The sequence below is a fragment of the Psychrobacter proteolyticus genome (assembly GCF_039762275.1).
GTDB classification, from domain to species: Bacteria; Pseudomonadota; Gammaproteobacteria; order Pseudomonadales; family Moraxellaceae; genus Psychrobacter; species Psychrobacter proteolyticus_C.
Map to the genome: position 1 here is coordinate 344,786 of NZ_JBDLOB010000003.1, position 19,721 is coordinate 364,506.

The following is a 19,721-nucleotide window of genomic DNA, read 5'->3' on the forward strand; positions in this document are numbered from 1 at the left end:
CTAAGTAATCATAAAGAACGACGCTGAGACATAAATATCAATGCTAAGAACATCAATCCACCTGCTAGCTCTATCACCACGGACAATACGCCTGCCATATCTAGCACTTGCTCAAAGATAGTCTGACCCAGCACCAAGCAAATCATAGCGACTAAGCTGACCAATATCAGCCGCTCGGTGTGATACATATGTCGCGCGATACGATTGGTCAATGCGCAAACCAATAGACCAAAGAAAGTCACTGGACCGACCAGTGCAGTGGCCGTGGCAACCAGTACAGCGATGACAGTTAATAGACCAAATGCCAGACGTTGATAGTTGATACCAAGGTTAACGGCCTGTGCTTGTCCGAGCATCAATACATCGCACTGATAACGCCAGCGCCATACAAATATCGCGGTGATGGCACAGATAAATAAGCTGATGCCCAGCAGCTGAGGGTTGACCGTATTGAACTGCGCGTAACTGGCAGACTGTACGACCACAAAATCATCAGGGTTTATCAGCCGTGCAATGAGTGCTGATAAACTGCGAAACAATACGCCAAAGATAACGCCTACTAATATTAGCCGCGTCAGATCCTGACTGCTTTTAGAAAATAATAACTTAAACAATAATAGAGATGCCCCAAACATCAGGACAATCTCTAACGTGAACTTGGCAATAGGATCGAGACTGGTAAAGCTAATCGCACCTAAAAAGAAAACCAGTAAGCTCTGCAACAGAACATAGAGTGAATCAAACCCGAGTAGGGAGGGCGTTAGAATTGGATTGTGAGTCAACGTCTGAAAAAGTAACGTCGACACGCCAATCGCATAGCCAATCACCATCAGTGCCAGCAGTTTCTTGCCGCGTAATGGTAGCGCAAAATCCCAATAGCCATTGACATTGAGCGTCATAAACAAGGTCATCGAGATAAGTAAAATAATAGCTGCTATGGATTTTGGATGCGCAGTTATCCATGCCCAAAGCTTTGCCAACTGACCTTGGGCAGCGGCTGAATACTGACCGTCTGCTGAAGATGAGTTATCTATCGCTGTGCTGGTTTTGGTAGCATCAGTCTTGGTGGAAGTAAGCTTAGTTGATGAGAACATACAAAAATCCTATGGTGCCAAGCTTATCTGATAAGGCAAAAAATGAACGACGGTAAGTGAGTGCTGCAAATTAATACACAGTTAGTGAACATAGTGCTACTGCTCAGCTGGTGCACGTAATAACAGCCATAAAAACAGCACTGTACCAACCACACCAAAAATAGTGGCGACCGGCACTTCAAATGGATAGCGAATAGAGCGTCCGATAATATCGCACAGCAACACAGCTGAAGCACCAAGTAGGGCAACTGCTGGCAAGCTGCGACGCAATTTATCGCCCATCAATCGGCTCACAATGTTTGGCACGACCAGCCCAATAAAAGGAATCATGCCTACAGTCACGACCACGACAGCGCTCATCATGGCTACCATACCCACGCCAATCCAAGTGACTTGACGCTTACTAATACCTAAGTTTAAGGCGATATTGTCACCCAAGCCGACGATGGTCAGCTTGTCAGCAATAATATAAGCCAGCACACACAGTCCACCCGTGAGCCACAACAGCTCATAGCGCCCTGCCAATACGCCAGAAAAATCACCAAACTGCCAAACACTCAGCATCTGCAGTGATTCAGTTTGATAGGCGATAAAGGTGGTGACGGCTTCAATAATGCCGCCGAAGACAATGCCAATCAGTGGAATCATCAAAAAATCAGTGGGCGGTATTCGGTGAATGAGTAGCATAAATAGCATCATGCCAAAAACGGCAGCGATGGTTGCCACGCTCATTTTGACAATGAGCGTACTGGCAGGGAACAGTAAACTGACCACCAGTAAACCAAGTGCAGCGCTCTGAGTCGCACCAACCATAGATGGCTCTACAAAGCGGTTTTTTAGCACTACTTGGATAATCATCCCAGCCACAGCCATCGCAATACCAGTCAAAATAATGGCGATGGTACGCGGTATACGGCTAACCAATAACAATGAGCTATCGGAGTTGGCACTCTGAGTCAGCAGGCTCTGCAAGATACCTGACCACGAAAAGTCAGCCACCCCAATAGATAAGCTCAATAACACCAAAAGCCCCATAAGAATGAGGCTTGCTGTATTGATGAACCACGGTGGTATGACAGTACGCCGATGTAACGCATTGCCAGTACCGCTCTGCCAATTTGACGCTGATGGAGCAGTACTGGATTTGAGCCTAGCATGAGTACGGTGTGAAAATAACGACATAATCTCTACTGGCTTAGAAATGAGCAGGGTTAACGGTAATAATTATCTATTTGTGCAATAGTCGTTTTTATAAGCAACGACGTTACTTAGCGTTAGTAAAAGCATCTTTAATCGTCGTTAGGTCCTGCATCCACTGGTAGTAGCCGCCAAATGCTAAGTAAGAATCTGGGCTAAGATAAACCACTTGCTGCTTGCTCCATGCATTGCTCTGAGCAACCAATGGATTATCTAATATGGCCTTAGCACCAATACCGTCTTCACCAATTGCAGCACTACGGTCGATGACAAATAACCAATCAGGATTGGCTTTTTGGATATATTCAAATGATATCGGCTGACCATGAGGCGCATCGGCAATTTTGTCGTCTGCCATTGGCACACCTAACACAGTGTGGATAAAACCATAGCGAGACTTGTCACCATAGGCTGACATTTTATTGCCATTGACCATGACCACTAGGCCAGTACCTTTATTTTCTTTTGTTAGACTCTTGGTCTCAGTGATGAGTCCATCGATATTCTGTTGTAGCTTAGCGGCTTGATCGCTTTTACCAAACAATGCACCTAAATCATGCAGGCGCTGCTTGCTTGACTCATAGATATTGGCTGTATCAATACTCATGTCCAATGTCGGCGCGATACTTGATAGCTCGTCGTATTTTTCTGCCATGCGTGAACCGACCAAAATAGCTTGTGGCTGCATTGCATTCAACGCTTCAAGATCCGGCTCAAACACAGTACCTACTGATTTTGGATCAGGCTGTGTTTCTGAGTGTAGATTCTTTAGTAATAGACCACCAGGCATACCATCGACTGCCACATCTAGCGCCGCCAAGTCTTGCATCAACGTCATGTCATAAACGACAAGTGGCGATGGGTTCATAGCCAGCTCAACATCACCTTTTACAGTATTGACCATGATTTTCTCAGCAGATACAGCGTCGTTATTAGCAACGTTCTGTGATTCATCAGCCGTTGGGTTTTCGGTTTTGGCGTCTGCTGGCTCAGAGTCATTAGATTCAGGCGAGCTACATCCTGCCACTACCGAAGCTAATAACGCTGTCATGGCAGCAGTCAGTAATGGACGTTTGAAAAAAGAAGCGGTAGATCTGCTAGATAATAAGGGTGTCGGCATAATGAACTCGGTCTATCAAAAAATGTTTAAGCAATTGTCTAAAATAATTGCAAATGAATGATGCTAAAAATATTAAGTCTGAAAGATGCTTTAGATAAAAAGCATAAAATAAACAGTCTACTTAGTACCAATTACTAACTTTTTATACGAATAGTTTTTATAAAAATAGTATGGGTAGACAACATAGCGGTTATAATAAAGTAGTTGAGACTCATTATCAATATAAATGATAATGGTTTTTATTAACAGTACTTGCTATATTAAACGCAACGTATCATTTGATGAAAAAGTAAGGTTCATAGTAATGAAATCTAGAAGTAGTTAACGTTCATAGAAATGAGCGTTCTGAGAGGTAAAGCTACTAAGCAATGTCACGTGTCAGAGGTGTATTAAATAGCGAAAATATTGTAAATTATTATTGATAATAATTATCGTTTGCATTATTATCTACGCCATTCTACTCTGAGTAATAAACATTAGGCTGTTATGAGTTCAACGGATTTAGACGCGCCACCACTTAAGTCGTTATTGCTAGCTATTGTTGCAGTCTTAGGACTCCATGTGCTTGCCGCAATGGCACTAGTGGCAATAAAAACGCCTGAACTCAAACCTGAGCCAAAAAAAGAGCTGTCACCACTTGAGATAAAGTTTGTGTCATTACCGGCAAAAACGGTCTCAACTGAAGTAGAAAAACAAACAGTCACAGCCAAAAAAGAAGTACAGCCTGAGGTGCAAGTTCAGCCAGCGCCGCAACCTGAACCAAAGCCTAAAGAGCCGGTTAAACAACCAACAGAGACACCAGTAAAACCAAAAGAGCCTGTTGTAAAAAATGTAGAGCCGAAAGTGACGCCTGTGATAGCGTCAGAAAAGCCTCGTCTTGATACCAGTCAAAAAGTAGCCCCAAAAGAGCCGCTACCGAAACCAAAGGTTGATAACTCAGCAGCCGAAGCACAACGTCAAGCAGCTGCCCAAGCTGAATCAGAGCGACAAGCCAGAAAAGCTGAGCAAGAAGCACAAGCTAGGACAGAGCAAGAAGCTAGAAGAGTCGCTGATGCCAAAGCTGCCGCTCAAGCGAAGGCTGCCGCAGAGGCCGCCGCTGCACAAGCAAGAGCTGAGGCGGAAGCAGCAGCTGCTTTAGCACAGAGCAATGAGCCTGTGAGCTTTACTGCTAGCTCAGCCAACTGGGCATCTGCGCCAAACTTTAGTTTCCCTGAGCGCGCTGCACGTAGAGCCCGTTCTGGTGATACGCTCAACGTTGTCTTGGTATTACGTGTCAACAAGCAAGGCGGCATCGATAACGTGCGAGTTGCTCAATCATCAGGTAATCCGCTAGTAGACAAAGAGGCCAGACGTCAAGTGCGATCGGGCAAGTTCAAACCCTTTACTAAGAATGGCGTACCCGTGGTAGGTGATGTGACCCTACCGATCAGTTACGCAGTTCCTTGATAGTTCATACTTTATAACAACGTATTTATTGATCATCTTTCATTATAAAACTAAACGTGATATTTACCTCAGTATCATGTAATGGCATTACACATTAAGGAGTCTGACATGGACTTTATGCAATACTGGCAGATCAGCGACATGGTGACAAAAACGTTGTTCTTTTTGTTGCTTGCGTTATCTATTCTATCTTGGGTGACAGGTATCGTCCGCGTATTGCAAAGCCGCAAACTGGCGAACAATGTAGCAGATGATTTGAGCCAACAATTACAAGCCAGACAGTCTGACTTGGCTGGTTCTGATGCTGCCACTCGCCGTTTGGTGACTGAGCAGACTTTGCTCAAACATATCGGTCGCTATCGCTTTGCTAGTGAGCGCGGTCTGCCGATTCTTGGTACGACGGCAGCGATTGCACCGTTCATCGGCTTGTTTGGTACGGTATGGGGTATTTTCCATGCCTTGCACAACATTGGTATGAGCGGTCAGGCCGGATTGGGACAAGTTGCAGGACCAGTCGGTGAAGCACTGATTATGACAGGTCTCGGTATTGCAGTAGCGATTCCAGCCGTGGTGTTTTATAACCTTGCAGTACGTATCAATCGCCGCATAATGTATCAAGCCAACGACAGAGCACATGATTTATTGGCGCAATCAACGGGTCTTGTGGATACTACCAAGGTAACTGCGAGCAATCATGCTAGCGCCTCACAAGTGCACGCTGCAACAAGCAGTCGTTCAACGACGAGCGAGACGCAGCATACTAGCAACTACAGTAATTCTGTGCCAAAACAGCTATAGATAGTGTTGATTCTACAGATACTGATTCTGTAAACGCTAGGTCTGTAAAGGCTCAAACGACAAGTCGAAAAACCGTCAAAAAACGGCTTGGCTGTGTGAAAATAACCAAAAGCATTGAGAGTAACTATGGCATTTCAATTGGGTGATGATGACGTACGAAGCATGGATGAGATGAACCTCATTCCGCTGATCGATATCATGCTGGTATTGATGATTATATTTTTATTGACAGCGACCGTGTTGAATCCGACGGTGCCTTTAGATTTGCCAGAGACTAGTGCCGCGCTCAATGAAACGCCGCCAGAAGCGATTCAAGTCAGTATTGATAAAGACGCGGGTATATTCTGGGATAGCGATCCAATCAGTATGGAAGAGTTAGAGACACGCTTGCAGCAACAAGGCGCGACTGGTAAGAACCCAGCAGTACAGTTACGTGCGGATAAAGAAGGCAGGTACGATACGGTCGCTCAAGTCTTAGCAGCGGCAAGTAACGCTGGACTGACCAAAATCGCATTTGTGAATGAGTAGCTTAGTAGCTAAGCCTCTAAGAGTTTAAGCACTGAATAACTTAAGCACTGTGAGTTAGTGCTAGTAGCTTTGGCTTTATATGAGAAAACTGGCTAGATAAATCAATAGCCCGACCAGTAAGACGACAAGCACCGCTATAATAAAAACAATTAAAATAATAAAATTTTCTCCAACCTCATTAACTACTTAAACCTCAAATTAAGTCGTTAGTGAGGTTTTCTTTTTTTACCAGCCGTAGCCAAATGGGCGATAGCCGTAACCGAAGCCTGCATGTCTGTAGCCAAATGGGTAAGGTGAGCGTAAGTAGTCGAGATCGCGCTGACGGATATAGTAGTAGCGCCCTTGGGAGTAGGCTTCTTCTAACTTATCAATACCCTCTAACGAACAGACAGGTTGCCAGTCATAGCCTTCGCGGCCGAGCTTATAAGCATTCAGCTCGGTACAGTAGTTTTTGAGACCTTGTTGACGGCCTTGCTCCCATTGGATACGGTTAGGGCTAGCACCGCCGACACTGGCGCAGCTATTGGTATAGTGACCGAAGTAGGCACCTGAACGCCCTTGCGAGCCATCAGCATAGCCGACTTCTTGCCAGTTGCTGCTTTGACACTGCTGCGGGGTTAGGCTCTGAGTCGTGGCACAGCCCGATAATGTCAGTACGACCGCGCCAAGTAGCGATAAGCTCATGCCTGCTTTGCTCATGACTTTACTTGTCAGCTTGCGAGCGTGATAAGCGCCCGATGAGTTTGACTCAATAAGATAATTCATAATAAACCTGCGCGCGTTTAAAATTATGGTTTATCATAGCACTTTTTTGCGCTGACCACTTTTCGTATCTGGTTTTTATAGCGTGCTCTAGTCTGTATGATTATGTATGCTAAATAATTGATTTAATACAGTAACTTGCTAGATTGTCATATGCTTTAAAAGTACTTGTTGTACCGCGATTGGACGACTACGCTTGATTTTTAATGGTTCGTGCTCATTATAAGCCCTTATATATCGCTGTTTATTATCGTACTATCCGCAAATCTATATGTGCTATTTATAAATAACGGTTCATTAGCAATATTTATCGCTATATCTCTTAGTATCTTTTTCATTTAGTCAAAAGGCCAGACCATCATGGGAACATTGATTGGCGTTATCATTGTACTATTCGTATTAGGGAGTATGATGGCGCTCAAACCGAACGGTATCGATCAGCGTTTGGATAAGCTGCGTATGACCGCGCGTCGTTTACAGCTCAATCCAAAACTCGTTTCGTGCCCTGATTGGATCAAAGGCCGTGATAATGAGTATGGTCGGGGCATGCTTGGACAGTACTGCCTGATATTTGAAGACACTAAACTGCCGCATACTCGTTATCAAGTGATTGATGGACAGTGGCGACCAGACAGCAGTTTTGTTGATACCAGTACAGATGACAAAACGCTTACTATTCCCAGCGCGATTCGTTCTAGTCAAATCAGCAATAATCCAGTAGTCAAAAAAACTGATTTTAGCTTGGATCAAGTGCCGTTAGATTTGCCAGTAAGTATCGAGCCGTTTGTTAAAGGTCTATTGACCAAGGCAAATAGCATTATTATTTATTGGGAAGATATTGCTTATGTACGTCCAGCATCTAACCCAACGTATCATCAAAAACGGATCGAAGCGGACTTACTAGTGCTCAAAGAAAACCTTGAGAAATGGGCGCTACAGATGCAAAAAAAAGCATAAACCTAGTAAAGCGTTTTTTCGTCTCCATTAAAGGGCAATATGCAAGCGGTTTGTCATATTCAAATTATTTAAAGTTGACAGTTTAACGCTTAGCAGTGTAACGTCTTTATAACTATATCTTTATTTTATGGTTATTATTTGTTTTATAACCTTTTTTATCAGCAGCGATTATTACTATAAATAGTTGAACCATGGTCAAACCATGAGTATCCGCTTCCATAAATTGCCGTGCTGCTGAATTTAACCTTACTTTTAATTTACTTATATTATGGTGTCGTCAAACATGGCAAAAACCACAACCAAAAAAAGTCCAGCACCAGCTGCTGACAGCCCAAAGGGTAAGTCTTTGGTGATTGTAGAATCACCAGCCAAGGCAAAAACGATTAATAAATACCTTGGTGATGACTTTATCGTACGCTCAAGTATCGGTCACGTCCGTGATTTGCCGGTTAGTGCGAGCAAAAGCGCAAAAAAAGCAACAACTGCTAAAAAAGATGACAGTCTGACCAAAGAAGAAAAAGCGCAGCAAGCACTGGTACGCCGCATGGGTGTAGATCCAGAGCATGACTGGGCAGCAGTCTATGAAGTATTACCCAACAAAACCAAAGTCATCAAAGAGCTCAAAGCACTAGCCAAAGACGCTGACAAAATCTATCTGGCAACGGATATGGATAGAGAAGGGGAAGCGATTGCTTGGCATTTAAAAGAAGTCATCGGTGGCCCTGATAGTAAGTATCAACGTGTGGTCTTTAACGAGATTACCAAATCAGCTATTCAAAGTGCATTTAAGCAGCCTTCGAAATTAGACATTGACCGCGTGAACGCGCAGCAAGCGCGTCGATTCTTGGACCGTGTTGTTGGCTTTATGGTATCGCCACTATTATGGCAAAAGATTGCTCGTGGACTGTCGGCAGGCCGTGTACAGTCAGTCGCTATGCGCTTGGTCGTCGAACGTGAGCATGAGATTCGCGCTTTTATTCCAGAAGAGTACTGGCAGATTCATGCAGACACGCACATTGCTAATGGAAAAAAAGACGCTGAGCAAATCGGTATCCGCTTAGAGGCGACCAAACAAGGCGGTAAAACCTTAAAGCTTGGGAATAAAGAGCAGACCGATAAAGTTTTAGACGTGCTCAAAGCAAGCGACTTTATCGTCAAAGAGCGTGAAGAGAAACCAACGCAATCGCGCCCAAGCGCACCGTTTATTACTTCGACCTTGCAACAGGCTGCTAGTACGCGCTTAGGATTCTCTGTTAAGAAAACCATGATCTTAGCGCAGCGTCTATACGAAGCGGGTCATATTACTTATATGCGTACCGATTCGACATTTTTATCAGGCGACGCGCTTGCTGCTGTCCGTGGTCATATCGAAGACAGCTATGGCGCAAAATACGTACCAGAAAAACCAAATTTCTATGGTAACAAGCAAGGCGCACAAGAGGCGCATGAAGCGATTCGTCCTTCTAATGTCAATATGAAATCAACGCAGCTCAAAGGTGTTGAGCGTGATGCGATACGTCTATACGAGCTAATCTGGCGTCAATTTGTGGCGTGTCAGATGTTACCTGCCAAATATCTGTCAGTGAACCTGTTTGTAGGCGCAGATGATATCGAGCTAAAAGCCCGTGGTCGTACCATGGTTTTTGATGGCTACACAAGAGTCATGCCACCGGCCAAGACTGACGATACCTTGCTGCCTGATGTCAAAAAAGGCGATAAGTTAAACCTAGATAAGCTAGATCCAAGTCAACACTTTACCAAGCCTGCGCCTCGCTATACTGAAGCCAGTCTAGTAAAAGAGCTTGAGAAAAAAGGTATCGGTCGTCCATCGACGTATGCCTCAATTATCTCAACCATTCAAGATCGCGGCTACGTGAAGCTTGAGAACAAGCGTTTATTTGCTGAAAAAATGGGTGATATCGTCACTGATAGATTGACGGCTAGCTTCCCAGATTTAATGGATTATACTTTTACCGCTGCGTTAGAGGACAAGCTCGATCATGTGGCAGAGGGTGATCAAGACTGGAAAGATGTGCTTGATAATTTCTATGGCGAGTTCAAAACGACTCTAGAGCGTGCCAAAGAAAAAGATGGTATGCGTCCAAACGATCCGACTGACGTGCCAGATGTCCATTGCGATATCTGTGATCGTCCTATGCAACTGCGCACAGGGTCAACAGGTGTATTCTTAGGCTGTACTGGCTACAATCTACCGCCAAAAGAGCGCTGTAAAGGCACCAAAAATCTAATGCCAGTCGAAGCATTCGCCAATCTAGATGATGCGGAAGGTGATGACGAAGCGGCAGAAGTTAAAGATTTGATGGAGAAAAAACGCTGTCCGAAATGTGGCACGGCGATGAATGGTTACATCGTAGATGGTGGTCTCAAACTACACATTTGCGGTAACAACCCTGATTGCGATGGTTATATTCTAGAAGAAGGTAAATTTGAAGTACCTGGCTCAGATGCACCAACCATTGACTGTAACAAGTGTGATGGACAGATGGAGCTTAAAACAGGACGCTTTGGTCCGTACTTTGCTTGTCAGAACTGTGATAATACGCGCAAGGTACTAAAAACAGGCGAAGCAGCACCGCCACGTATGGACCCAATCCACCTACCAGAGCTAAAGTCGACCAAGCACGATGATTATTTCATCTTGCGTGAAGGGGCGGCTGGGATGTTCTTAGCAGCGTCTAAGTTTCCAAAAGTGCGCGAGACACGTCCGCCAAAGCTGGCTGAGCTACGAGAAATTAAAGATAAAATGGAAGATAAGTTCCAGTATCTGTTTGCAGGGCCAGATGAGGATCCTGAAGGCAACCCAACCATCTTGCGCTGGTCACGTAAGAAAAAAGAGCAGTATATCGGCTCTGAGAAAAACGGTAAGGCCACACGTTGGGGTGTTTACTGGCGTAAAGGTGAATGGGTAGAGGAGTAAATATTGTTACATCCAATATAGTGCTTTTATAGCGTCAGACTCATTTAATGTACTACAGGTACAATCTGCATTGGTCTTTCTTGTATTGGCTTAAACGAACCTAATAGTTACTTCCAATAAAAAACCCTCTTATCATTTAAGAGGGTTTTTTTGTACTTATAATATTTCTTTTAAGCTATTTCTACGTTTGCAAACTTAGCTTAAGTTCATAGGTTTGGACAGTATTAATTTTTTACGATGATACCACAACCAATACGATCGCCTGCATTACCTGAAGGCTGACTGGTATAGTCGTCAACGCCAGCGTGTACGATAAAGGCCAAACGATTTACGCTGTATTTACCTGCTTCAGTTGCCGCGATTTTCTTGTTCACATAGTTAATAGTAGCAATACCGTCTTCATTGGCAGTTAAGTTTGGCAAGTCACCAGCATGGCCATTCATATCATCTGGATTAGAGTGTAGCTTGTTGTCTGGGTTGAAGTGACCGCCTGCTGCTTTACCCATGACGTCACAGCTACCTGTTTCATGGATATGTAATGAGACAGTTCTGCCTGGCTGTAGATTAGTGAGTTTACCGTAAACTTGGACACCGCCATCGACTGGACGTAAGAAAACTTGACCAACTTCTTTCTTCTCACCATCTACTGTGTGTATGGTTGATTTTAACGTTGGCTGTGCTAAAGGATTGCCTGTTTGCATTTGGCTTTCTACGGTTTGGCAACCAGTCATTGCTAACGCTGAACCGCATAATAGGGTACTTGCAAGTAATGTCTTATTCATTATTATCTCCAATTGTTTGAGTTGTTATTTTTAATCTTCATTAAAGCCACGAATATCTATCGTTATTGTTCTATAAAATCGGTGTCAATATTCGTTAACATCGGAGTCAGTATAGCCAAGCTAACTCTATAGTTATTCATCAAATGCGCAACAATCAGTTAATAAATGTAAGTATCGTATGGGTTTGAAAAACGAAGTAGCATAAATAATTTTGAAATTAAATGGCTTTAAATGTGTGAGAACCTTATTAAGAAGGCTACGAACTGCAAGCAAATGAACAATAAACAGGCATAAAAAAAGCCGCCCATCATAGTGATGAGCGGCTTCCTAAGCTATAGAACTGGCTTAATAAAGGGTCAATTAATTGTGCAGTGCTTTACCAGAGGTTTTATCAACGGTCACTTTGGCAGGCTTGATTGGTGTTGGCATACTGACCAAAGCAACCTTTAAGATTTCCTCAATCGTGGCGACTGGCTGAATGATTAAGCCTTCTTTCACGTTATCAGGAATATCAGCCAAATCTCGCTCATTGGTCGCTGGGATCAAGACGTGCTTGATACCACCACGATGTGCCGCAAGCAACTTCTCTTTGAGACCACCGATACGTAATATCTTACCGCGTAAGGTAATCTCACCTGTCATCGCAATATCTGGACGAATGGCAATACCTGTCAACGCAGAGACTAGCGCTGTCGTCAGTGCACCACCAGCAGATGGGCCATCTTTTGGCGTGGCACCTTCTGGCATATGTACATGGACGTCTGTTGTTTTAAACGTCTCGTAGTCGATACCTAAGCTGTCACCGCGAGCACGAACCACGCTCATGGCTGCGCGAATCGACTCTTTCATCACATCGCCTAGTGAACCGGTAAAGCTAAGCTCGCCTTTACCTTTCATGCCGACCGCTTCGATGGTCAATAGTTCACCACCGACCTGAGTCCACGCAAGACCAGTAATACGACCAATCTCAGGCTCTTCTTCAGCCAGACCATAGTCATACTGGTGCACACCTAGATAGTCATCGATGTTCTTATCATCGACTGTCACTAGCTGGCGTTCTGCTTTTTTCGGAGCGCGAGCACCATGAGTTTCAACCGAACCGCGAACCACTTTACGGCAGATTTTATTCACTTCACGCTCAAGGTTACGCACACCTGCTTCACGCGTATAACTACGCACGATGCTGTGCAATGCCGCTTCAACAATCTCAATCTCACCTTCTTTGAGACCATTTTGCTTAATTGCTTTTGGCACTAGGTATTTCTGTGCGATGTTGACCTTTTCTTCTTCGGTATAACCCGGCAGACGAATGACTTCCATACGATCAAGCAGTGCAGGTGGAATATCCATACTGTTTGCCGTACAGATAAACATCACTTGTGACAAATCTAAGTCCATATCTAAATAATGGTCGTTAAATGTATCGTTCTGTGATGGATCCAATACTTCAAGCAACGCTGATGCTGGATCACCGCGGAAGTCTTGCGCCATCTTATCAATTTCATCTAATAAGAATAGCGGGTTTTTGACTTCTACTTTTGCCAATGACTGAACAATTTTACCTGGCATTGCACCGATATAAGTACGGCGATGACCACGAATCTCGGCTTCATCACGTACGCCGCCAAGCGCCATACGCACAAACTTACGACCAGTGGCACGGGCAATTGATTCACCCAATGAGGTTTTACCAACACCTGGAGGACCGACGAGACATAGAATCGGGCCACGAAGTTTCTTCACGCGTGATTGTACGGCGAGATATTCTAAGATGCGGTCTTTTACATCTTGTAGACCATAATGATCTTCGTCTAATACTGTTTTGGCTTTGTCTAAATTGATCGAGACTTTGGTCGTCGCATTCCACGGCGTGTCCAAAATCCATTCAATATAGTTGCGTACCACTGATGATTCACTTGACGCAGGTGGCATCATTTTGAGCTTTTTGAACTCTTGCTCAGCTTTTTTGCGCACGTCTTCTGGCAAGTCAGCATCTTCTAAGCGCTGCTCTAGCTCAGCCACATCATCTTCACCATCGAACGCGCCGTCATTCATATCTGACAGCTCATTTTTAATGGCTTTCATCTTCTCATTTAAGAAGTATTCGCGCTGATTGTCTTCCATTTGCTGACGGACAGCATCTTGGATGTCCTGCTCGATGTTTTGCTCAGCACTTTGCTTGACTAAATATTCAGTCAAAGTATTGATATGCGTTTTGATATCGTCTTCTTCTAAGAAAGACTGTTTGATATCAAGATCCATCGACACACGAGTTGAGATGAAATAAACCAACTCAAGCAAGTCGTCGATACGTTTGGCCACACGAGTCAGCTCACGTGCATTGCGAAGTCGCGCATCTGCATAGCTTTCGAATAATGTGGTTAACGCTTGAATGGTGTTTTTCTGTTGGCTCTCATCCATGCTGACATCAAGATCGGCACGCTCAAATCTCGCCATCAATAAATCGTCATGGCCTTCTATATTATCGACACGAGCGCGGTATTGACCTTCGATCAATACTTTAATGCAGTTCTCATCGCTGTCATGTGGCATGGTGCTGACGATGCGACACACCGTACCGTACTGATACAAATTATCTTGATCAATATCTTCGGTCAGTGAGTCTTTTTGCGCGACTACCAGTACTTTGTTGCCATACTCAGCCTGTGCCAACTCAACCGCTTTCACCGATGGCGCGCGTCCCACAAACAGTGCAATTTGCATATGTGGATAAACGACGACGTCGCGTAATGCTAGCAGTGGCAGATAGCTTTCATCTTGGTTGTCGTTTACGTCTTTGTTATTAGAATCAGTATTATCAAGATCAGTATTTTTGACATCAGTTGACGCTGTCTCTAGCGCATCATTAGACGAGGTATCAGCCTCGTTGTTTTCTGCAGTAGGCGTTGAAACGTCGACATCAATGTCGATATTGTCTTGGGTTATTTTATGTTCACTCATATGTTTTTCCTCGTTCCCCAGACTTGTAAAGTCAAGTTCGTGGTTCATGTTTAGATAAATGGTGCTCACGAAAAAAATTGCAAGGCTGATTGGTGAAGTCGTCTGCTTATCTTTGTTAAATAGTTGTCTGAGTGCTCAGTTATTAATGCAATCAATGTTACCAATGACGTGTCGTCAACGGTATAACTGGTCTATGAAGGATAAAGACAGTCAGAAATTATAAAAGAGGGTTTAGATGTATAGGTGGTATTTGGCTACCTATGTTGATGCCTAATCGGTTCTATGCGTAGGCTTTATACCCAAAATAAGGTAAACTGGCGCGCGTCTAAAACAGGCTCTCATATTGGGACGTTTTAGACAACAGAGCGATATTCATTAGTTTCAATATTCATAGGTCTTAATACGACCAAAGTATAAAGAACAAGGGGCAACACATGGCCATCAATGCAGTATTGCTAGCAGTTATTATCATGCTAGGACTGTCACTTTCGCGAGTGCACGTGGTGCTCAGTTTATTAATCGGGGCGCTAGCAGGTGGACTGCTGGCAGGGCTTGGTATTACTGATACGCTCAATGCTTTTCAAGAAGGCATCCGTAATGGCGCAGAGATTGCGCTGTCGTATGCACTGCTTGGGGCGTTTGCGGTAGCGATTGCTCATTCAGGCTTGCCACAATCGTTGGCAGGTGCGGTCATCAAGCGTATTGATGCTGCTGGCACGAGTGGCATGATTAAGTACATGCTGTTTGCAGGCCTCATTACTATGAGCTGTTTTAGCCAAAACTTAATCCCCATTCATATTGCCTTTATTCCGCTACTGGTACCGCCACTACTGCTAGCATTCAATCGCATGCAGATTGATAGACGCCTGATTGCTTGTCTGATTACGTTTGGACTGGTCACCACCTATATGTTTATTCCTTATGGTTTTGGTGATATCTATCTCAATCAGATTATGCTAAAAAACGTGGGTGAAGCAGGCATTGATGTTGCCAATATTTCTGTGGTGCAAGCCATGGCGATTCCTGCATTGGGTATGCTAATTGGTTTGCTGGTTGCCGTCTTTATCAGCTACCGTAAGCCACGCGCATATCAGCAGATTGCGATAGATCAGCAAGCGCATGATGCCGTCGTAGAAGGCGATGCATTAAGCAAAACTGCTGCTGGTGCACAGTCACAAAGCAAGCTAAAGACACTGGTTGCACTGGCTGCTATCGTGACTGCTTTTGTGGTGCAGTTATACACTGATTCGCTACTACTTGGCTCAATGTTTGGCTTCGGTGTGTTTATGGCAACTGGCGTGGTGAAATGGCGTGATGCTGATGGCGTCTTTAATGACGGTATTAAGTTGATGGCGATGATTGGCTTTATTATGATTACCGCGCAAGGTTTTGCTGAAGTAATGAAAGCGACTGAGCAGATTCAGCCATTGGTCGATGGGGCAGCGTCACTGTTCGCTGGTAACAAAGCGATGGCTGCCTTTATTATGCTACTCATTGGTTTGATTGTGACCATGGGTATCGGCTCGTCATTCTCGACCATTCCGATTCTGGCCGCGATTTATGTACCGCTATGTATCTCGTTAGGGTTTTCACCATTAGCAACTGTAGCGATTATAGGTACGGCGGGCGCGCTGGGTGATGCGGGTTCGCCAGCGTCAGATTCGACATTAGGACCAACCTCTGGTCTAAACATTGATGGACAGCATGACCATATCAAAGACAGTGTGATACCGACATTCTTGCATTACAACATTCCGCTACTGGCCTTTGGTTGGATTGCCGCGATGGTGTTGTAGGCTGATTTAGCTAAAATGTGATTTTATAAAAAGCCATCGTATAGATGGCTTTTTTGCTTTAAGGTGGGAATAGAACATAGCACATAAAAAAGGATGAAATAATGCAGTTCAAAGAACACATGAGCGCGACGCAGCTTGAGAATATAATCAATGACAGAAAGCATTTGAATCCGAAAAGAGCAGAGACACTTCTAAGGATTCTTGAAGAGAAAGTACAAGATACCACTCCATCTGAAAATTTTGAAGAAGCCTACTATATCTTTAATACAGAAGAGGCTATCTTTTATGGGGTACAAGGCTCGATATCTTCCTTAACGTACGTGTTTTTGAATAAGGATTTTATTGTAAATGTAGATATAAGAGGTAGTCGTCCCTATTCCGTAACATTGAGTTTTCATGACAACATTAACAAACCAACCGATGAAGACCAAAGAGAAGTTGTTAACCAGTTATTTTATATTATTGAAAATGCAGAAGTTTTTTTACTTGAAGACATGACTAGAGACAACACAACTATTGAGTTTGTAGGGGTATAACATGAATATTGACAATGTCAGTATCTCATTCTGAGTGTAATTAAAGTCGAGCGCACCAAAAATAAATTGATGATAGTTATTGGTGTGCTGGGTGCACTTTACTCAAATCAAAGACCATTATCATCAAAATCATTTATCTCACCACTCAAACTACTCAAAAACGCATCGCTTTGCGCGAGCAATTCATTTAAGCGTTCTTCATTGACGAGCCGTGTCATCTCATCAGCGCTAAACGGTTGCTCTTGACTGTAGTAACGTATCTCTCTAGCGTCCTCATTGCCCAACGTCTGCAAATACTGATCTACATTGTCAGCGCTAGAATTTTTTTCAGACTTTTCATCGTTATCTTTCATCAAAACCACCTTATGCCGCTTGGCGTAATTAAGCCATCTAATGGCACATCCCACGGTTGACGCGCTAATTGTTCAACCACTTGAAAATCATAGCACCAGCCAATTTTTAACGGCCTTGAAGCCCCTGATCGATAGCTGTTACCAAGCGTTGTATCATAGAACCCGCCACCCATGCCCATACGGTTGCCGTTTAGGTCTACTGCCACCAGTGGACAAATAATCACGTCTAGTTCTGAGGCCCATAATAGAGCGCGGCTGTGGTTTTGCTTCATACCTAATTGATGAATGCGAGTGGGGACATTGACCAGTTTTGAATGATAAACAGGTACAAAGCGCAATCGTTTATCATCGCTGCCATTGCTAGTACGACCAAGTGATCCGACGACTGGTAAATAAGGTAAATAGCCTAAGCGTTGACACCAGTCCAATATTGGTTGAGTAGGTAGCTCACCAAAGCCATCGTAATACAGCCCGATACGCGCACGCTTTGGCAATCGCTGCTGTAGTTTGGTTAGATGAAAGCTTGCAGACTGAGCAAATTGTCTACGTTCACCATCAGTTAGTTGGCGGCGTTGGCGAGTAAAGTGCCGTCTAGGCGGATTGCTGATGACAGGTTCGGATAATTCAGCGTTTTTTGAGTCCGAATTATCTGAATCAAGGTTGTTTGGATCAAAGTTGTTTGGGTTAAGGTTATTTGGCTCAGGCCGTATTGGTTTAGGATGCATAGTTTCAGAGTGCATAATTTTAGAGTGCATAGGTATCTTATCCAATGAAGTATCAGATTGGTGATGACAGGCGTTTTTAGACATTCGTTTTTAGGCATTGCTCAAGGCTATTTGTGAATATTCAACACGCCTTAGTCATGCTATCATAACGCCACTTTACATCGTATTTCCGTTTATGTGCAGCAGCTGTTGCACTTTTTATCGTTCAGTTATTTAACAACAAACCAGTAAAGAGGGTAGTTATGTCGACACAGAATCAGGCAACTCGTACCGAAAAAGACACCATGGGCAATGTAGAAGTCCCAGCTGATGCTTATTGGGGCGCGCAAACTCAGCGTAGCCGCGAAAACTTCAAAATCGGTGGCGAGACTTTGCCGCGTCCAATGATTGAAGCGATGGCACTGGTCAAAAAAGCCGCTGCGATTACCAATGCAAGCCTAGAGCGTATCGAAGGCGACAAGCGTGATCTCATCGTACAAGCCGCTGACGAAATCATCAATGGTGGTCTGGTCGATCAGTTCCCATTGGTCGTATGGCAGACAGGTTCTGGCACCCAGTCAAACATGAACATGAACGAAGTATTGGCCAACCGTGCCAACGAAATCGCTGGTTCTGAGCGTGGCAGCTATACGCCAATTCACCCAAATGACCATGTAAACCATGCACAGTCTACCAACGACAGCTTCCCAACGGCGATTCGTGTGGCTGCTGCGCGTCAAATCAACAGTTTATTGATTCCAGCAGTAAAAGCACTACGCGATACGCTAGCGGCAAAAGCCAAAGAATTCGATAGCATCGTAAAAATCGGTCGTACGCATTTACAAGACGCGACGCCTTTGACCTTGGGCCAAGAGTTCAGCGGCTATGTCAGCCAACTTGACCATTCATTAACTCGTATCGACAACGCGCTACAAGGCTTATATGAATTGCCACTAGGTGGTACTGCGGTTGGTACTGGTCTAAATGCCCATCCTGACTATGCAGTAAAATCAGCTGAGCAACTAGCGACTTTGACTGGCTTGCCATTCGTCACGTCACCAAACAAATTTGAAGCACTAGCCGCTCGTGATGCAGAAGTATTCGCCTCAGGCGCACTAAAAACCCTAGCGGGTAGCTTAAACAAAATCGCTAACGACGTACGTTGGTTGGCATCTGGCCCTCGTTGTGGTCTTGGCGAGTTGACGATTCCTGAAAATGAGCCAGGCTCTTCTATCATGCCAGGCAAAGTAAACCCAACTCAGTCAGAAGCAATGACTATGGTTGTCGCTCAGGTCATGGGTAACGACACGACTATCAGCATGGCTGGTGCGTCAGGTAACTTTGAGCTAAACGTGTATAAGCCAGTTATCGCCTTTAACTTGTTACAATCTATCAAGCTGCTTGGCGATGCTTGCAACAGCTTCAACGAAAACTGTGCCGTTGGTATCGAGCCAGTAAAAGACAAAATCGATGACTTTTTGCACAACTCATTGATGCTAGTGACGTCATTGAACCGTCATGTTGGTTATGAAAATGCAGCTAAAATCGCTAAGACGGCTTATAAAGAAAACAAAACTTTGAAGCAAGTGGCGGTTGAGCTAGAGCTACTAACTGAAGCGCAGTTTGATGAGTGGGTAATTCCTGCTGATATGGTACATCCTAAGTAAGCAGTAGACAAAATAATGACCTGCTACGGCGTCAGATTCGCTTAATGTACGATAAGTACCATTTGCCCTCGTCTTTCTGGTA

General features: G+C 44.2%; 16 protein-coding genes. 8 read left to right on the forward strand and 8 right to left on the reverse strand.

Going from position 1 to position 19,721, the window contains the following annotated elements; genetic code table 11:
* Positions 1-8 precede the first annotated feature (8 nt).
* From ABFV72_RS07300 to ABFV72_RS07310, 3 genes are all read right to left on the reverse strand, one after another.
* Positions 9-1,094: an iron chelate uptake ABC transporter family permease subunit gene (locus ABFV72_RS07300; RefSeq protein ID WP_347162994.1), complete on the reverse strand. Its 1,086-nt coding sequence runs from the start codon at positions 1,092-1,094 to the stop codon at positions 9-11.
* A gap of 96 nt (positions 1,095-1,190) precedes the next feature.
* Entirely contained in the window at positions 1,191-2,276 is a 1,086-nt protein-coding gene (locus ABFV72_RS07305; RefSeq protein ID WP_431192084.1) for an ABC transporter permease, read from the reverse strand.
* 82 nt (positions 2,277-2,358) lie between these two features.
* Complete coding sequence (locus tag ABFV72_RS07310) at positions 2,359-3,411, reverse strand: siderophore ABC transporter substrate-binding protein (RefSeq protein ID WP_347162995.1); 1,053 nt, start codon at positions 3,409-3,411, stop codon at positions 2,359-2,361.
* A 486-nt stretch (positions 3,412-3,897) separates the two neighbouring features.
* Here ABFV72_RS07310 and ABFV72_RS07315 point away from each other — a divergent pair, with 486 nt between their 5' ends.
* The 3 genes from ABFV72_RS07315 to ABFV72_RS07325 all read left to right on the forward strand — a co-directional run bounded on the left by ABFV72_RS07315 (position 3,898) and on the right by ABFV72_RS07325 (position 6,183).
* A complete protein-coding gene (locus tag ABFV72_RS07315) occupies positions 3,898-4,857 on the forward strand; it encodes an energy transducer TonB (protein ID WP_347162996.1) in 960 nt (319 codons plus the stop codon).
* 108 nt (positions 4,858-4,965) lie between these two features.
* The gene (locus ABFV72_RS07320) at positions 4,966-5,655 is read left to right on the forward strand and encodes a MotA/TolQ/ExbB proton channel family protein (RefSeq protein ID WP_347162997.1); all 690 of its coding nucleotides are present in this window, start codon (positions 4,966-4,968) and stop codon (positions 5,653-5,655) included.
* 126 nt (positions 5,656-5,781) lie between these two features.
* Positions 5,782-6,183, forward strand: coding sequence for an ExbD/TolR family protein (locus ABFV72_RS07325; RefSeq protein WP_057761224.1), 402 nt, complete (start codon positions 5,782-5,784; stop codon positions 6,181-6,183).
* A gap of 225 nt (positions 6,184-6,408) precedes the next feature.
* On the opposite strand, the gene ABFV72_RS07330 is transcribed toward ABFV72_RS07325, so the two are convergent.
* The gene (locus ABFV72_RS07330; protein ID WP_227679306.1) at positions 6,409-6,948 is read right to left on the reverse strand and encodes a DUF2799 domain-containing protein; all 540 of its coding nucleotides are present in this window, start codon (positions 6,946-6,948) and stop codon (positions 6,409-6,411) included.
* A gap of 357 nt (positions 6,949-7,305) precedes the next feature.
* Here ABFV72_RS07330 and ABFV72_RS07335 point away from each other — a divergent pair, with 357 nt between their 5' ends.
* Positions 7,306-7,902: a hypothetical protein gene (locus ABFV72_RS07335; RefSeq protein ID WP_341610159.1), complete on the forward strand. Its 597-nt coding sequence runs from the start codon at positions 7,306-7,308 to the stop codon at positions 7,900-7,902.
* 283 nt (positions 7,903-8,185) lie between these two features.
* Positions 8,186-10,840 carry a type I DNA topoisomerase gene (gene topA, locus ABFV72_RS07340; RefSeq protein ID WP_347162998.1) on the forward strand — a complete coding sequence of 885 codons (2,655 nt, stop codon included), beginning with the start codon at positions 8,186-8,188 and terminating at the stop codon, positions 10,838-10,840.
* A gap of 224 nt (positions 10,841-11,064) precedes the next feature.
* Here topA and ABFV72_RS07345 read toward each other — a convergent pair whose 3' ends face one another.
* Together ABFV72_RS07345 and lon are read right to left on the reverse strand one after the other, a co-directional pair.
* Entirely contained in the window at positions 11,065-11,622 is a 558-nt protein-coding gene (locus ABFV72_RS07345) for a superoxide dismutase family protein (RefSeq protein ID WP_347162999.1), read from the reverse strand.
* A 360-nt stretch (positions 11,623-11,982) separates the two neighbouring features.
* Positions 11,983-14,583: an endopeptidase La gene (gene lon / locus ABFV72_RS07350; protein WP_347163000.1), complete on the reverse strand. Its 2,601-nt coding sequence runs from the start codon at positions 14,581-14,583 to the stop codon at positions 11,983-11,985.
* A 434-nt stretch (positions 14,584-15,017) separates the two neighbouring features.
* Here lon and ABFV72_RS07355 point away from each other — a divergent pair, with 434 nt between their 5' ends.
* The gene (locus ABFV72_RS07355) at positions 15,018-16,379 is read left to right on the forward strand and encodes a Na+/H+ antiporter family protein (RefSeq protein ID WP_101205176.1); all 1,362 of its coding nucleotides are present in this window, start codon (positions 15,018-15,020) and stop codon (positions 16,377-16,379) included.
* A 101-nt stretch (positions 16,380-16,480) separates the two neighbouring features.
* On the forward strand, positions 16,481-16,915 hold the full coding sequence (locus ABFV72_RS07360; protein WP_290177478.1) for a hypothetical protein: 435 nt from the start codon (positions 16,481-16,483) through the stop codon (positions 16,913-16,915).
* Positions 16,916-17,022: 107 nt separating this feature from the next.
* Here ABFV72_RS07360 and ABFV72_RS07365 read toward each other — a convergent pair whose 3' ends face one another.
* Together ABFV72_RS07365 and ABFV72_RS07370 are read right to left on the reverse strand one after the other, a co-directional pair.
* Complete coding sequence (locus ABFV72_RS07365) at positions 17,023-17,268, reverse strand: hypothetical protein (RefSeq protein WP_347163001.1); 246 nt, start codon at positions 17,266-17,268, stop codon at positions 17,023-17,025.
* The gene (locus tag ABFV72_RS07370) at positions 17,268-18,023 is read right to left on the reverse strand and encodes a 5-formyltetrahydrofolate cyclo-ligase (RefSeq protein ID WP_347163002.1); all 756 of its coding nucleotides are present in this window, start codon (positions 18,021-18,023) and stop codon (positions 17,268-17,270) included. The genes ABFV72_RS07365 and ABFV72_RS07370 overlap by 1 nt, the downstream gene beginning before the upstream one ends.
* Before the next feature lie 212 nt (positions 18,024-18,235).
* Between ABFV72_RS07370 and fumC the strand changes: the two genes are divergently transcribed.
* Positions 18,236-19,639: a class II fumarate hydratase gene (gene fumC / locus ABFV72_RS07375; protein WP_102092240.1), complete on the forward strand. Its 1,404-nt coding sequence runs from the start codon at positions 18,236-18,238 to the stop codon at positions 19,637-19,639.
* Positions 19,640-19,721 lie beyond the last annotated feature (82 nt).

Bases quoted from the DNA above. Each gene is read 5' to 3' on its own strand.
- ABFV72_RS07300 (WP_347162994.1), bottom strand. From the start codon at position 1,094: ATGTTCTCATCAACTAAGCTTACTTCCACCAAGACTGATGCTACCAAA.
- ABFV72_RS07305 (WP_431192084.1), bottom strand. From the start codon at position 2,276: ATGTCGTTATTTTCACACCGTACTCATGCTAGGCTCAAATCCAGTACT.
- ABFV72_RS07310 (WP_347162995.1), bottom strand. From the start codon at position 3,411: ATGCCGACACCCTTATTATCTAGCAGATCTACCGCTTCTTTTTTCAAA.
- ABFV72_RS07315 (WP_347162996.1), top strand. From the start codon at position 3,898: ATGAGTTCAACGGATTTAGACGCGCCACCACTTAAGTCGTTATTGCTA.
- ABFV72_RS07320 (WP_347162997.1), top strand. From the start codon at position 4,966: ATGGACTTTATGCAATACTGGCAGATCAGCGACATGGTGACAAAAACG.
- ABFV72_RS07325 (WP_057761224.1), top strand. From the start codon at position 5,782: ATGGCATTTCAATTGGGTGATGATGACGTACGAAGCATGGATGAGATG.
- ABFV72_RS07330 (WP_227679306.1), bottom strand. From the start codon at position 6,948: ATGAATTATCTTATTGAGTCAAACTCATCGGGCGCTTATCACGCTCGC.
- ABFV72_RS07335 (WP_341610159.1), top strand. From the start codon at position 7,306: ATGGGAACATTGATTGGCGTTATCATTGTACTATTCGTATTAGGGAGT.
- topA (WP_347162998.1), top strand. From the start codon at position 8,186: ATGGCAAAAACCACAACCAAAAAAAGTCCAGCACCAGCTGCTGACAGC.
- ABFV72_RS07345 (WP_347162999.1), bottom strand. From the start codon at position 11,622: ATGAATAAGACATTACTTGCAAGTACCCTATTATGCGGTTCAGCGTTA.
- lon (WP_347163000.1), bottom strand. From the start codon at position 14,583: ATGAGTGAACATAAAATAACCCAAGACAATATCGACATTGATGTCGAC.
- ABFV72_RS07355 (WP_101205176.1), top strand. From the start codon at position 15,018: ATGGCCATCAATGCAGTATTGCTAGCAGTTATTATCATGCTAGGACTG.
- ABFV72_RS07360 (WP_290177478.1), top strand. From the start codon at position 16,481: ATGCAGTTCAAAGAACACATGAGCGCGACGCAGCTTGAGAATATAATC.
- ABFV72_RS07365 (WP_347163001.1), bottom strand. From the start codon at position 17,268: ATGAAAGATAACGATGAAAAGTCTGAAAAAAATTCTAGCGCTGACAAT.
- ABFV72_RS07370 (WP_347163002.1), bottom strand. From the start codon at position 18,023: ATGCACTCTAAAATTATGCACTCTGAAACTATGCATCCTAAACCAATA.
- fumC (WP_102092240.1), top strand. From the start codon at position 18,236: ATGTCGACACAGAATCAGGCAACTCGTACCGAAAAAGACACCATGGGC.